Source organism: Streptomyces tritici, from assembly GCF_048500665.1.
Taxonomy (GTDB): Bacteria; Actinomycetota; Actinomycetes; order Streptomycetales; family Streptomycetaceae; genus Streptomyces; species Streptomyces tritici.
Genome location: NZ_CP183183.1, coordinates 1,744,808 through 1,757,219, shown reverse-complemented (window position 1 = coordinate 1,757,219; position 12,412 = coordinate 1,744,808). Strand labels below are relative to the sequence as shown.

13 protein-coding genes are annotated in these 12,412 nt (G+C 74.2%); 4 read left to right on the top strand and 9 right to left on the bottom strand.

Features of this window, described 5'->3' with window-relative positions:
• Positions 1-7: 7 nt before the first annotated feature.
• The 4 genes from ACNJ93_RS08145 to lipB all read right to left on the bottom strand — a co-directional run bounded on the left by ACNJ93_RS08145 (position 8) and on the right by lipB (position 3,385).
• Entirely contained in the window at positions 8-715 is a 708-nt protein-coding gene (locus ACNJ93_RS08145; RefSeq protein WP_418956676.1) for a DUF4191 domain-containing protein, read from the bottom strand.
• 10 nt (positions 716-725) lie between these two features.
• Entirely contained in the window at positions 726-938 is a 213-nt protein-coding gene (locus ACNJ93_RS08140) for a hypothetical protein (RefSeq protein ID WP_418956675.1), read from the bottom strand.
• 561 nt (positions 939-1,499) lie between these two features.
• A complete protein-coding gene (lipA, locus tag ACNJ93_RS08135) occupies positions 1,500-2,453 on the bottom strand; it encodes a lipoyl synthase (RefSeq protein WP_418956674.1) in 954 nt (317 codons plus the stop codon).
• Positions 2,454-2,581: 128 nt separating this feature from the next.
• Positions 2,582-3,385: a lipoyl(octanoyl) transferase LipB gene (gene lipB, locus ACNJ93_RS08130; RefSeq protein WP_418956673.1), complete on the bottom strand. Its 804-nt coding sequence runs from the start codon at positions 3,383-3,385 to the stop codon at positions 2,582-2,584.
• A gap of 305 nt (positions 3,386-3,690) precedes the next feature.
• Here lipB and ACNJ93_RS08125 point away from each other — a divergent pair, with 305 nt between their 5' ends.
• A complete protein-coding gene (locus ACNJ93_RS08125; RefSeq protein WP_418956672.1) occupies positions 3,691-5,151 on the top strand; it encodes a regulator in 1,461 nt (486 codons plus the stop codon).
• A 33-nt stretch (positions 5,152-5,184) separates the two neighbouring features.
• On the opposite strand, the gene ACNJ93_RS08120 is transcribed toward ACNJ93_RS08125, so the two are convergent.
• Together ACNJ93_RS08120 and ACNJ93_RS08115 are read right to left on the bottom strand one after the other, a co-directional pair.
• Positions 5,185-6,537 (bottom strand): NAD(P)/FAD-dependent oxidoreductase, encoded by a 1,353-nt coding sequence (locus ACNJ93_RS08120; protein WP_418956671.1) that lies wholly within the window; start codon positions 6,535-6,537, stop codon positions 5,185-5,187.
• A gap of 168 nt (positions 6,538-6,705) precedes the next feature.
• A complete protein-coding gene (locus ACNJ93_RS08115) occupies positions 6,706-7,599 on the bottom strand; it encodes a TIGR01777 family oxidoreductase (protein WP_418956670.1) in 894 nt (297 codons plus the stop codon).
• Positions 7,600-7,643: 44 nt separating this feature from the next.
• Here ACNJ93_RS08115 and ACNJ93_RS08110 point away from each other — a divergent pair, with 44 nt between their 5' ends.
• Positions 7,644-8,135 carry an N-acetyltransferase family protein gene (locus ACNJ93_RS08110; protein ID WP_418956669.1) on the top strand — a complete coding sequence of 164 codons (492 nt, stop codon included), beginning with the start codon at positions 7,644-7,646 and terminating at the stop codon, positions 8,133-8,135.
• 80 nt (positions 8,136-8,215) lie between these two features.
• Here ACNJ93_RS08110 and ACNJ93_RS08105 read toward each other — a convergent pair whose 3' ends face one another.
• Positions 8,216-8,881: a TetR family transcriptional regulator gene (locus ACNJ93_RS08105; RefSeq protein WP_418956668.1), complete on the bottom strand. Its 666-nt coding sequence runs from the start codon at positions 8,879-8,881 to the stop codon at positions 8,216-8,218.
• A gap of 101 nt (positions 8,882-8,982) precedes the next feature.
• On the opposite strand from ACNJ93_RS08105, the gene ACNJ93_RS08100 reads away from it, so the two are divergent.
• Entirely contained in the window at positions 8,983-9,768 is a 786-nt protein-coding gene (locus tag ACNJ93_RS08100; RefSeq protein ID WP_418956667.1) for an SDR family NAD(P)-dependent oxidoreductase, read from the top strand.
• 51 nt (positions 9,769-9,819) lie between these two features.
• Here the strand turns inward: ACNJ93_RS08100 and ACNJ93_RS08095 are convergent, their stop codons facing one another.
• On the bottom strand, positions 9,820-10,338 hold the full coding sequence (locus ACNJ93_RS08095; RefSeq protein WP_418961344.1) for a DUF4240 domain-containing protein: 519 nt from the start codon (positions 10,336-10,338) through the stop codon (positions 9,820-9,822).
• Positions 10,339-10,437: 99 nt separating this feature from the next.
• Between ACNJ93_RS08095 and ACNJ93_RS08090 the strand changes: the two genes are divergently transcribed.
• A complete protein-coding gene (locus ACNJ93_RS08090; RefSeq protein WP_418956666.1) occupies positions 10,438-11,367 on the top strand; it encodes an SDR family oxidoreductase in 930 nt (309 codons plus the stop codon).
• Between the two features lie 64 nt (positions 11,368-11,431).
• Here the strand turns inward: ACNJ93_RS08090 and ACNJ93_RS08085 are convergent, their stop codons facing one another.
• Positions 11,432-12,397, bottom strand: a complete 966-nt coding sequence (locus tag ACNJ93_RS08085) for a helix-turn-helix transcriptional regulator (RefSeq protein ID WP_418956665.1) — start codon at positions 12,395-12,397, stop codon at positions 11,432-11,434.
• Between the last annotated feature and the right edge of the window lie 15 nt (positions 12,398-12,412).

Here is a 12,412-nt window from a genome sequence, read left to right as displayed (position 1 = left end):
GTGCGCGTCAGCGCATCTTGCCGCCGCGCGGCATCTTCATGCCCTTGGGCATCGGGCCCTTGGGCAGCGGCATGTTGCTCATGAGGTCGCCCATGGCGCGCAGCCGGTCGCTGGCCGCGGTCACCTGGGGGCCGCTGAGCACCCGGGGGTACTTGAGCATGGTGGTGCGGAGCTTGCTCAGCGGCACCTGGCCCTCGTCGTTGCCCACGATGATGTCGCGGACCGGGACGTCCACGAGGACCCGGGCCATCTTCTTCTTCTCGGCCGCGAGCAGCGGCTTCAGCCGGTTCGGGTTGCCCTCCGCCACCAGCACGATGCCCGCACGGCCGATGGCGCGGTGCACCACGTCCTGGTTGCGGTTCATCGCGACCGCCGGGGTCGTGCTCCACTGCCGGCCGATGTTCTGCAGCACCGCGGCCGCCGCGCCGGGCTGGCCCTCCATCTGCCCGAAGGCGGCCTTCTCGGCGCGCCGGCCGAAGACGATCGCCATCGCCAGGAGCGCCAGGATGAAGCCCAGGATGCCCAGGTAGACCGGATGCCCGATCGCGAAGCCGATCCCGAGGAGGACACCGAGAACGACGATGCCCACACCCGCGACGACGAGACCGACCTTGGGGTCGGCCTTCTTGGTCATCTTGTACGTCAGAACGATCTGCTTGAGTCGCCCGGGGTTCTCAGCGGCACCAGCGGTGTTCGTGTTTGCCTTCCTCGCCATGTCCTGAAGTTTACGTGGCGCTGGAGGCGCGGCCCGCCACCGCCTCCAGGACGTGCTGGGCCTCCACCCGGTCCTTGGCCCGGCGGCGGTCCTCCAGGACGGAGGTCCAGGCGTTGCGGCGGGCGGTGCGCTGCCCGCTCCGGAGCAGTACGGCCTCCACGGCCCGCAGGGCGTCGGTCAGGGACGGGAGCGCGGTGGCACGGACGTGCGTCGCGGCCTGCATGTCGGGGTCCTTCCCTCAAGGGCGGCTGAGGTGGGGGGCGGTGGCGGCGGTGAGTGATGCCAGGCTCACAGACTGGTGTTACCAGCGTGTGAGCCGGCGGTCAAACACTGATGAAGGGTTGATGCGGCCGTCCGTACCAGTCCGTGGAACGGCGACGCGGCCCGTACCCCGCTCCGACCTGCGGAGGGCGTACGGGCCGCGTCGCCCGAGCCGTTACCCGTCAGTAACGGCTTGTGAGTCGATTCACACGACCTAAGGGGGCGTCGTCGCCCCGCGTCGCGCGCATTTCTGGTCGCGCTCCGCCTCGCCACCGCTTCGGCCGGGTGCCCGCCCTCGTGCCTCGGACGGACCCCCGACCTACGCTCCGGCTCGGCTGCGCCGCGCGCATTTCTGGTCTCGCTCCGCCTCGCCACCGCTTCGGCCGGGTGCCCGCCCTCGTGCCTCGGACGGACCCCCGACCTACGCTCCGGCTCGGCTGCGCCGCGCGCATTTCTGGTCTCGCTCCGCCTCGCCACCGCTTCGGCCGGGTGCCCGCCCTCGTGCCTCGGACGGACCCCCGACCTACGCTCCGGCTCGGCTGCGCCGCTCCATCGCCTGCTGGTACAGCCGGCCCGCGCGGTACGAGGAACGGACCAGCGGGCCCGACATGACGCCGGAGAAGCCGATCTCGTCGGCCTCCTCCTTCAGCTCCACGAACTCCTGCGGCTTCACCCAGCGCTCCACGGGGTGGTGCCGCACGGACGGGCGCAGGTACTGCGTGATGGTGATCAGCTCGCAGCCGGCCTCGTGCAGCTGGCGCAGCGCCTCGCTGATCTCCTCGCGGGTCTCGCCCATGCCGAGGATGAGGTTCGACTTCGTGACCAGACCGTAGTCACGGGCCTTGGTGATGACCTCCAGCGACCGCTCGTACCGGAAGCCGGGGCGGATCCGCTTGAAGATGCGGGGCACGGTCTCGACGTTGTGCGCGAAGACCTCGGGACGGGAGGCGAAGACCTCCTCCAGGAGCTCCGGCACCGCGTTGAAGTCGGGGGCGAGCAGCTCGACCTTGGTCCGGCCGGCCGCGCGCTCGGCGGTCTGCTGGTGGATCTGGCGGACGGTCTCCGCGTACAGCCACGCGCCGCCGTCCTCCAGGTCGTCGCGGGCGACGCCGGTGATCGTGGCGTAGTTCAGGTCCATCGTGACGACGGACTCGCCGACGCGGCGGGGCTCGTCGCGGTCCAGCGCCTCGGGCTTGCCGGTGTCGATCTGGCAGAAGTCGCAGCGCCGGGTGCACTGGTCGCCGCCGATGAGGAAGGTCGCCTCGCGGTCCTCCCAGCATTCGAAGATGTTCGGACAGCCGGCTTCCTGGCAGACCGTGTGCAGGCCCTCGCTCTTCACGAGGTTCTGCATCTTGGTGTACTCGGGGCCCATTTTCGCCCGGGTCTTGATCCACTCGGGCTTGCGCTCGATGGGGGTCTGGCTGTTGCGGACCTCCAGGCGCAGCATCTTGCGTCCGTCGGGTGCGACTGCGGACACATCGGCTCCCTGTAGCTTCGATTCTTCGGCGCACTCCAGAGTACGCCCGTTATTTCGTATGCCGTGCTTCGCGGGCCTACGTGTGGCCAACCTGTGGCCAAGACCGGTTCATTCCCTGCGCCGCGCCCCTAGGCGGACGCGGCCTCGCGCTCGATCTCGCGCGGCTTGAGGTCGGCGTTCTCCAGGACCTCCCGCAGGTGCCTCTCCAGCACCGGCAGCACGTCCTCGATGGTGATGTCGCGGCCGAGCTCGGAGGCCAGCGAGGCCACGCCGGCGTCCCGGATGCCGCAGGGGATGATCTTGTCGAACCAGGTGTTGTCCGGGTTCACGTTGAGGGCGAAGCCGTGCATGGTGACGCCCTTGGCGACCCGGATGCCGATGGCCGCCAGCTTGCGGTCCTCGCGGCGCTGGCCCGCGTTGGACGGGGCGTACTCGGGGCCGTTCAGCCGCGGGTCGAACTCCTCGTCCGTCAGCCGCGGGTCGAAGTCCAGGTTCAGCCCGCCGAGCGCGGGCCGCTGCTCGACCGGGTCACCGAGCACCCACACGCCGCTGCGGCCCTCGATCCGGGTGGTCTCCAGGCCGAACTCGGCGGCGGTGCGGATCAGTGCCTCCTCCAGCCGGCGCACATGGGCCACCACGTCGACCGGCCGCGGCAGCTTCAGGATCGGGTAGCCGACGAGCTGGCCCGGGCCGTGCCAGGTGATCTTGCCGCCGCGGTCCACGTCCACCACGGGCGTGCCGTCGAGCGGGCGCTCGCTCTCCGCGGTGCGCCGGCCGGCGGTGTAGACGGGCGGGTGCTCCAGGAGCAGACAGGTGTCCGGGATCTCGTCGGCGAACCGGGCGGCGTGCACCCTGCGCTGCTCGTCCCAGGCCGTCCGGTACTCCACAGCGTCCTCGCCGAAGCCCATCCGGACGAATCGCAGCTCACTCACGGCCAAGCCTCCTCATCGGTGCCGGGTCCCGGGGATCGGCCCGGGGCCGGCGCGGCACCACATGTCATACGCGCCCATGCCACTGTACGGCGGCGCCGGCGCGGCCCGACCGGCAGGTGCGAGGGCCCCTCCGGCGGCCGGCCCGGACCCCGCGTAAAGGCGGGTCGTAAATGCCTCCCGCGAATCCTCACACGATCGGATGAATGTGGGGCGAAGGTGGCGGTCGGGGCGGTACGGGCCGCTACATTCACGCCGTTCCATGAGGGCTGCCACCCGAGCCCGGAAGGCAGGAGACCGCACAGCTGATGACGGAACGACCCCCGCAGCGCATCCCGAACCGCCAGCTCGCCGCGCTCATCGCCGAGGCGGGCTTCTCCAACGCGGGGCTGGCCAGAAGGGTCGACCAGCTCGGCCTGGAACACGGCCTCGACCTGCGGTACGACAAGACCTCGGTGACCCGCTGGCTCCGCGGCCAGCAGCCGCGCGGCACCACGCCCGCGCTGATCGCCGAGGTCTTCACCCGGCGGCTGGGCCGCCGGCTCTCCGCCCAGGACCTTGGCCTCGACGCCTGCGCGCCGGTGTACGCCGGACTGGAGTTCGCCGCCACCCCCGAGGAGGCCGTCGACATCGTCAGCGGCCTGTGGCGCAAGGACTCCGGCAGCCACGCCGAACTGCGCAAGATCGCCTTCACGCCCGCCGGCCTCGTCGTGCCCAGCCGCGACTGGCTCATCGGCCGCGCCGACGAGCGGGTCGGCCGCGGCGAGCCCGTCCCCGCCCCGCCGCCCGGCGCCCCCGGCGTCCGGGTGCCGCCGCAGGGCCGGCTCCAGGTGCCCCGCCAGCGCGGCACCGACCGCGGCCCCGGCCAGCGCGTCTCCGCCGGCGACATCGCCGCCCTGCGCTCCGTCGGCGAGCTGTTCCGCACCCTGGACCATGCCTACGGCGGCGGCCACGCCCGCCAGGCCCTGGTCCGCTACCTGGAGCACGAGGCCGAGCCGATGCTGCGCGGCACGTACGGCGAGAACGTCGGCCGCCGGCTGTTCGCGGCCGCCGCCGACCTGACCCGGCTGGCCGGCTGGACCTCGTTCGACATCGCCGCGCACGGCCTCGCCCAGCGTTACTTCGTGCAGGCGCTGCGGCTCTCCCAGGCGGCCGGCGACCGCGCGTACGGCTCGTACGTGCTGATCACCATGAGCCGGCAGGCGGTCTACCTCGGCCACGGCCGCGAGGCCGTGCAGCTCGCCCGGGTCGCCCAGCAGGGCGTCGGCAGCTCCGCGCCGCCCGTGGTGCAGGCCATGCTGCACGCCGTCGAGGCCCGCGGGCACGGCGTCCTCGGCGAGGTGCGCGCCTGCAGCGCGGCCCTCGCCCGCGCCGAACGGGCCCTGGAGACCGCCCGGCCCGGCGACGAGGTGCCGTACTGGGCGCGCACCTTCGACGAGGGGCAGCTCGCCGACGAGTTCGGCCACTGCCACCGCGACCTCCAGCAGTACCGGGCCGCCGCCCAGCACGCCGAGCGCTCCCTCCAGCTGCGCGCCCCCGGCTACGCCCGCAGCCGGCTGTTCTGCCGGATCGTGCTGGCCTCGGCCCGGCTCGGCCTCGGCGAACTCGACCAGGCGTGCGCGCTCGGCGCGGAGGCGGCCCAGCATGCCTCGGAGATGCGCTCGGCGCGCGCCCTGGAGTACGTACGCGACTTCGAGCGCCGCCTCGAGCCGTACCGCGACGCCGCCGCCGTCCGCACCTACCGCGACCGCGTGGCGGCGCTGGGCTAGCCGGCCCGCGTGGCGGCGCTGGGCCGGTCGGGCCTAGGCCGCCAGCGGGGCCGGCTGGGGGGTCGGTTCGGAGTCGGGGACGCCGAAGTCGGTGAGCAGGGCGCGGGCCGCGCGGCGGGCGGAGGCCAGGGTGGCCTGCGGGGTGCCGGTGGTGCGGTGGTCGCCGCAGACGTACAGGCCGGCCAGGATCCGTACGGTGCGCTGCGGGTCGTGCGGCGGCGGCATCGCCGGGACGGCCTCCGGGTCGTGGTGCAGGCCCAGCAGCTCCCAGTCGTCCGTCGAGCAGGCGTACAGCGTCGCCAGGTGCTTGCGGACCCGGCGCTCCACGTCGTCCGGCGGCGGGCCGAGGATCGTCGAGCCGACCAGGACCCGGCCGGCCGGGGCGCGCGAAGGGTCCACCGCGCTCATCACGGCGGTGTGCGAGACCGGGCCCTCCGGGTCGGACTCCAGGAGCAGCGCCGGCTCCGCGAACGGCGGCGGCACGGGCGCGGTGTGGTGCAGCACCGTGAGGGCGCGGAAGTCCGGCACGCGCAGCCCCGGCAGCAGCTCCGCCGCGGCCCGCCCGCCGGTCGCGAGGACCACCGCGCGGCAGCGGAAGACCCCGTGCTCCGCCGTGGTGACCCGGCTGATCGACACACCGGTGACGCGTACGCCGGTGCGCACCGTCCCCGGCGGGAGGTCCGCCTCCAGCAGCCGCGGCACCGCCGCCGCGCCGCCCTCCGGCACGCACAGCCCGCCCCGGGCGAAGGCCCGCAGCGCGAGGTCGGCGCAGCGGCTGGAGGTGCTGAGGTCGGGGTCGCCGAGCAGCGCGGCGAGCAGCGGCCGCAGGAAGCCCTGCACGGTCCGGGCCGGCAGCCGGGCGCTCAGCGACTCCAGCGCCGTCCGCTCCGGGCGGGCGAGCAGCCGGGGGACCGGCGTGGCCGCGAGCCGGGCGAGGGCCGCGCCGAGCCGGGCCTGGTCCAGCGATCGGGGGGCGCTCGCGAGGGCGCGCGCCACGGTGAGCGCGCCCCCTACGCCCCAGCGGCCGTGCGCGGGCCCCCTTCCCCTGCCCATGAGGCGCTGGTGCGTCCCCACGTGCGGTGGCTCCACGGTCCTGACGAGCCGTCCGTCGTGGTGCACCAGCACCCCCGACGAGAACGGACGCAGCGTCAGACCGGCCAGGCCCGGCGTGCCGAGCAGCTCGGGCGCGGAGGCCCCGAGCAACTGCCCCACGCGGTCGAGCCGGAAGCCGTCCACGACTTCGGTGTCCATCCGCCCGCCCGTGCGGGGCGAGGCCTCCAGAACGGTGACGTGCAGTCCCGCGGCGGTCAGCCGCTGGGCCACGGACAGCCCCGCTGTCCCGGCTCCCACGACGACGACGTCCGTGTGGCGTGCGCTACTGAGCACGTGCCCCTCCCCAGGTCGGCGCGACTGGTGGGAGGCTCATGCCCCCAACCGTCCGACGGAATGCCCGAGTTCGGATCGATCCCGGGGATCGAGACTAGGAGCGGGGGCACGGCCCGGACCACCGGGCGTCCGCAGAACCCGGAGCACGGGGGTCGCACGGAGCGCCCCCTACGCGGCGCGGACCGCCTCGTCGATCGTCGGGAAGGCGAAGGCGAAGCCGGAGTCGAGAAGTCGGGCGGGCAGCACGCGCTGGCTGCCCAGGACGTCGGCGGCGAAGTCGCCGAGGGCCACCCGGAGCGCGGCCGCGGGCACCGGGAAGGGCGTGGGCCGGCGCAGCACGCGGCCCATCGCCGCGGTCACCTCGCGGTTGGTGACCGGCTCCGGGGCGGTCAGGTTGTACGGGCCGGACAGGCCCTCGGTGTCGAGGAGATGGCGCAGCGCGGCGACCTCGTCGTGCAGCGAGATGAAGCTCCAGTACTGCCGGCCGTCGCCGATCCGGCCCCCGAGCCCGGCCCGGAACACCGGGAACAGCCGTCCCCAGGCCCCGCCGCCGCGCGCCACCACCAGGCCGGTACGGGCGTAGGCGACGCGGATCCCGGCCGCCTCCGCCGGGGCCGCCGCGGCCTCCCACTCCACGCACACCGACGGCAGGAACCCCTCGCCCGCCGGGGCGCTCTCGTCCACCGCGCGGGCCCCGGTGTCGCCGTAGTAGCCGAGCGCCGTGCCGCACACCAGGACCCGCGGCGGCTCGGCCAGGGACGCCAGGGCCTGCGCGACGGCCCGCGTCCCCAGCACCCGGCTGTCCCGGATCTCCTTCTTGTACGCCTCGGTCCAGCGCCGTTCGCCGACGCCCGCCCCCGCCAGGTGCACCACCGCCTCGCAGCCGACGAGGCCGGAGGTGTCCACGTACAGCCGCTTCGGGTCCCACTCCACCTCGTCCGCGGTCCGTGCGGGGCGGCGCACCAGGCGCACCACCTCGTGACCGTCGGCGCGCAGGGAGCGCACGAGGGCCGTGCCGATGAGTCCGGACGCGCCGGTGACCGCGATACGGGAACGCTGCATGGGCCCATCCTGCCTCGCCCGCCCCACATGGCACAGTGACGGGCATGGACACGCCGCACATACGGACCGCCCGCCTCGCCGACGGGGACGCCCTCGGGGCGCTCGACCGCGCCGTCTGGTCGCCGCTGCACGCCGTGACGCCGGCGCCGCAGCCCCCGTACGACCCGTTCTTCGACTCCACGCACCGCCCCGAGGACTTCCTCGTCGCCGAGGGGGAGCAGGGGGTGATCGACGGCTATCTGCGGCTGGTCCCGCCGACGCCGCTCGCCTGCAACGCGCACGTCCGGCAGATCCAGGGCCTCGCCGTGGCCCACCACGCCCGGGGCCGCGGGGTCGGCCGGGCGCTGCTGCGGGCCGCGTTCGACGAGGCCCGCCGGCAGGGCGCGAACCGCATCACCCTCCGGGTCCTCGGCCACAACGCCCCGGCCCGCGCCCTGTACGAGGCGGAGGGCTTCGCCGTGGAGGGCGTGCTGCGGGACGAGTTCTACCTGGACGGGGGGTACGTGGACGACGTGCTGATGGGGCGGGCGCTCTAGCCTGCCGCGCCGGCGGGGCGCGTACGCCGCCGTACGCGCCTCGCGTCATGCCACGCGCGGATCCCGCCCTCCTCCGCGCCTCACGTCAACGGCCGCAGTCCGCCCATCAGTTCGCGCAGGCAGCGGACCGCCAGTTCGGCCGGGGCTCCCTTGCCGCGCACCGGCGCGTCCGACTCGGCCCACGCCTCCAGGGCCACCCGGATCGCGTCCGTGGCCGCCGCCGCGGCGAGCCGTACCTCCAGCGGGTCCGCCTCCGGCCCCGCCAGCTCCGCCACCACGGCGAGCAGTTTCTCCTCCGACTCCTGGTTGACCCGGTACCAGACCGCCCGCAGCGCCGGGTCCGCCGCGGCGGCCCGCAGCAGCCCGCGGGTCCGGCGCAGGCCCTCCGCCGCCTCTTCGTCCGCCCCGGCGAGCGCCTCGGCGATCGAGCGCTCCAGGGCCTCCGGCAGCGCCGCGCCGGGCGCGGTCGCGGCGAGCGACTCCCGCCAGCGGTCCGCGCCCACCGCGAGCAGCGGCGCGACGGCGTCCTGCTTCGAGCGGAAGTACCGGTAGAAGGTGCGCAGCGCGACGCCCGCCCGCTGGGCGATGTCCTCGGCCGTCGTGCCGTCCGGCCCGCGCTCGGTGAAGAGCTCGGCCGCCGCGCGGGCGATGTCGAGCTGGGTCGCGGCCTTGCGCCGCTCGGTGAGGGACAGGGAGGGGGGCTTGGTGCTCACCGGACGAAGCCTACGCCCGCCCGCCGTCGTCATGCCGGAGCTGCACGTTGTGCAGTGGTGGCAAAACGTGCCGTCAAGGCGTACGGTGGCATGCGTACCGGGACACCACGACAGCGAGAGGTCGGGACAGGGACATGAACCGCTACGAAGGCCGCCGCGCACTGATCACCGGCGGCGGTTCCGGCATCGGCCAGGCCACCGTGCTGCGTCTGCTGGCGGAGGGCGGCACCGTCGTCGCCGCCGACGTCAGCGAGGCCGGGCTGAAGGACACCGTCGCCAAGGCCGGCGAGGCCGCCGGCCGCCTCACCACGCTCGTCGTCGACATCGCCGACGAGAACTCCGTCCGCGCCGGCGTCGCCGCCGCCGTCGAGGCCCTCGGCGGCCTGGACGTGCTGGTCAACGCAGCCGGCATCCTGCGCTCCTCGCACACCCACGAGACGAGCCTCGACGCCTTCGAGCGGGTCGTCCGGGTCAACCTGACCGGCACCTTCCTCGTCATCCGCGAGGCGATCCCGGCGCTGCTGCGGGGCCACGACGCCGCCGTGGTCAACTTCTCCTCGACCTCGGCGATGTTCGCCCACCCGTACATGGCCGCCTACGCGGCCAGCAAGGGCGGCGTCCAGTCCATGACCCACGCGCTGGCCGCCGAGTACGCCAAGCAGGGGATCCGCTTCACCGCCGTGCAGCCCGGCTCGATCTCCTCCGGCATGACCGACGGCAGCGGCGCGAGCGGGCAGTCCGCCGGGCCGGGCCTGCCCGAGGACGCCGACATGAGCCTGTTCATGAAGCTGGCGCCCGCCCTCGGCCAGGGCTTCGCCGGGCCGGAGACCGTCGCGGGCGTCGTCGCCATGCTGGCGAGCGAGGACGGGAAGTTCGTCACCGGCACCGAGGTCCGCATCGATGGCGGCACCCACTACTGACGGGCCCGCCACTCCACGAACCGGGACCGCCTCGGGGGACCCGCCCCCTCCTCATCCCCCGAAGCGGTCCCACAGCCGTGGATACCGGGCGGCCAGCTCCGCGTCGTCCGTCACGTCGAACGCCACGCCCTCCGGCTCGGCCGGCTGCGGCGGGATGCCGAGCTCGGGGGCCTCCGCGCCGGTCAGCCGCTCGTACGCCTCGTCCGCCGCGTACCCCAGCTCCTCGCCGTCCCCGTCCAGCTCCTCGTCGAAGTCGTCCAGCAGCTCCGCGAGGGCGTCCGGCTCGTGCACCGCGCCCTCGAACACCTCCCGGCCCTGGCCGATCAGCCAGCAGCGGAAGTAGTCGAAGCCGTCGTCGCTCGCGCCGCCCAGCAGCACGGACGCGGCGCCCCACAGGTCCCAGCGGTACGCGCGGTTGTACCGGGCCTCGAAGTGACGGGCGAAGTCCAGGACGGCGTCCGGATCGAGCTGCAGCAGCCGGTCGACGAGCAGGTCGGCGTGCTCCTCCGGATCGCCCTCCGCGGCCGCGCGGGTGGAGTCGATGATCTCCCAGAACTCCGTCTCGTCCATCACGGGAACAAGCATCGGGCCTCGCCCGGGGCGACGCACCCGGAGCGGCCGAAATGAAACCGGACAGCAGATGTCGCCATTCGCTGTCACCGTCGAGGCATGACGACAGCAACGCAGCCGCTCAGCGGCAGGATCGCACTGGTCGCCGGCGCCACGCGGGGCGCGGGACGCGCCATCGCCGTGGAGCTCGGGGCCGCCGGCGCCACCGTGTACGTCACCGGCCGCACCACCCGTGAGAAGGTCAGCGAGGTCGGGCGGAGCACCGAGACCATCGAGGAGACGGCCGAACTGGTCACGGCCGCGGGCGGCGAGGGCGTCGCCGTGCCCACGGACCACCTGGAGCCGGACCAGGTCGCCGCGCTGATCGAGCGGATCGACCGGGAGCGGGGCCGGCTCGACGTGCTCGTCAACGACATCTGGGGCGGGGAGCACCTGGTCGTCGCCGGGTTCGGCAAGAAGATCCACGAGATGCCGCTCGCGGACGGGCTGCGGATGCTGGAGCTCGGTGTGAAGAGCCACCTCATCACCAGCGCGGCCGCCGTGCCGCTGCTGATCCGGAACCCGGGCGGGCTGCTGGTGGAGGTCACCGACGGCACGGCGGAGTACAACGGCACGCACTACCGGGAGAACATCTACTACGACCTCGCGAAGACCGCCCCGACCCGGATGGCCTTCGCCCTCTCCCACGACCTGGAGCCCTCCGGCTGCACGGCCGTGGCGGTCACGCCCGGGTGGCTGCGGTCCGAGCAGATGCTCGACCACTTCGGGGTGACCGAGGAGAACTGGCGGGACGCCACCGAGAAGCTGCCCGACTTCGCCGTCGCGGAGTCCCCGGTGTACGTCGGCCGGGGCATCGCCGCGCTCGCGGCGGACCCGGAGCGGGCCCGCTGGAACGGGCGGTCCCTGTCCAGCGGACAGCTGGCGAAGGAGTACGGCTTCACGGACGCGGACGGGTCGCGGCCGGACGGGTGGGGCTTCATCGTCGCGAAGGAGACGGATCCGGGGGTGTCGGTGGACGACTACCGGTGACGGTGGCCGGGTGCGGGTGGGTGGGGCCGGGCGCGCAGTTCCCCGCGCCCCTGTGGGGGCGCGTCTACGCGTCGTACAGGTTGCTCAAGGCCCTCGCCGCCTCCGAGAAGCGGGATCGGAGGGATTGGGGGGTCAGGATTTCCGCTTCCGGGCCGAGGGTGAGGAGCTGGCCGTAGGCGACGTCCTCGTTCTCGACGCGCAGCGTGGCCGTCAGGCGGCCGTCGGCGTTCCGTTCGGCCGTCGCCAGGGCCTCCTCCGCCGCCGCGCGGTCCGTCACGTACGGGAGTCGGCGGGCGCCCTGCTCGGTGAGCCGCAGGACGACCTCCGTGCGCAGCAGGGAGCGGGCGAACTCCTCCGCGCGCTCGGCCCAGAACGCCGGCAGGTCGAAGTCCGGGTCCCGCGCGAAGCGCCCCGCGCCCAGCTCCACGTGCGTGAAGCGGTCCACGCGGTACGTGCGCCAGGACGCGCCCGCGCGGGCGCAGACGTACCAGACGCCGGCCTTCAGGACGAGGCCGTACGGCTCCAGGTCCCGGGTCACCTCGTTGTCCGGGCGGCGGTAGCGGGCCGTGACGGGGCGGTCGTCCCAGACCGCCTCGGCGATCGGCGCGAGCAGCTCCGGTGTCCGGGGCTCCTGGTACCAGCCGGGGGCGTCCAGGTGGAAGCGCTGGGCGGCCGAGGAGGGCGCGTCCTTCAGCGCGGGGGACAGCGCCGCGGCGAGCTTCAGGCGGGCCGTGGACGCCGCGTCCTCCAGGCCCATGTCGCGCAGCGCCCCCGGCAGTCCGGAGAGGAACAGCGCCTCGGCCTCGTCGCGGGCCAGGCCGGTGAGACGGGTGCGGTACCCGCCGACCAGCCGGTACCCGCCGGCCCGGCCCCGGTCCGCATACACCGGAACCCCCGCCTCCGAGAGGGCGAGGGCATCACGGGTGACGGTCCGCTCCGAGACCTCCAGCTCCGCGGCCAGCTCGGCGGCCGTCATGGAGGGCTTCGACTGGAGCAGCAGGACCATCTTGATCAGGCGGGCGGCACGCATCCCCCCATGATGCGT

Bases quoted from the DNA above. Each gene is read 5' to 3' on its own strand.
- ACNJ93_RS08145 (WP_418956676.1), bottom strand. From the start codon at position 715: ATGGCGAGGAAGGCAAACACGAACACCGCTGGTGCCGCTGAGAACCCC.
- ACNJ93_RS08140 (WP_418956675.1), bottom strand. From the start codon at position 938: ATGCAGGCCGCGACGCACGTCCGTGCCACCGCGCTCCCGTCCCTGACC.
- ACNJ93_RS08125 (WP_418956672.1), top strand. From the start codon at position 3,691: ATGACGGAACGACCCCCGCAGCGCATCCCGAACCGCCAGCTCGCCGCG.
- ACNJ93_RS08115 (WP_418956670.1), bottom strand. From the start codon at position 7,599: ATGCAGCGTTCCCGTATCGCGGTCACCGGCGCGTCCGGACTCATCGGC.
- ACNJ93_RS08110 (WP_418956669.1), top strand. From the start codon at position 7,644: ATGGACACGCCGCACATACGGACCGCCCGCCTCGCCGACGGGGACGCC.
- ACNJ93_RS08105 (WP_418956668.1), bottom strand. From the start codon at position 8,881: ATGACGACGGCGGGCGGGCGTAGGCTTCGTCCGGTGAGCACCAAGCCC.
- ACNJ93_RS08100 (WP_418956667.1), top strand. From the start codon at position 8,983: ATGAACCGCTACGAAGGCCGCCGCGCACTGATCACCGGCGGCGGTTCC.
- ACNJ93_RS08095 (WP_418961344.1), bottom strand. From the start codon at position 10,338: ATGGACGAGACGGAGTTCTGGGAGATCATCGACTCCACCCGCGCGGCC.
- ACNJ93_RS08090 (WP_418956666.1), top strand. From the start codon at position 10,438: ATGACGACAGCAACGCAGCCGCTCAGCGGCAGGATCGCACTGGTCGCC.
- ACNJ93_RS08085 (WP_418956665.1), bottom strand. From the start codon at position 12,397: ATGCGTGCCGCCCGCCTGATCAAGATGGTCCTGCTGCTCCAGTCGAAG.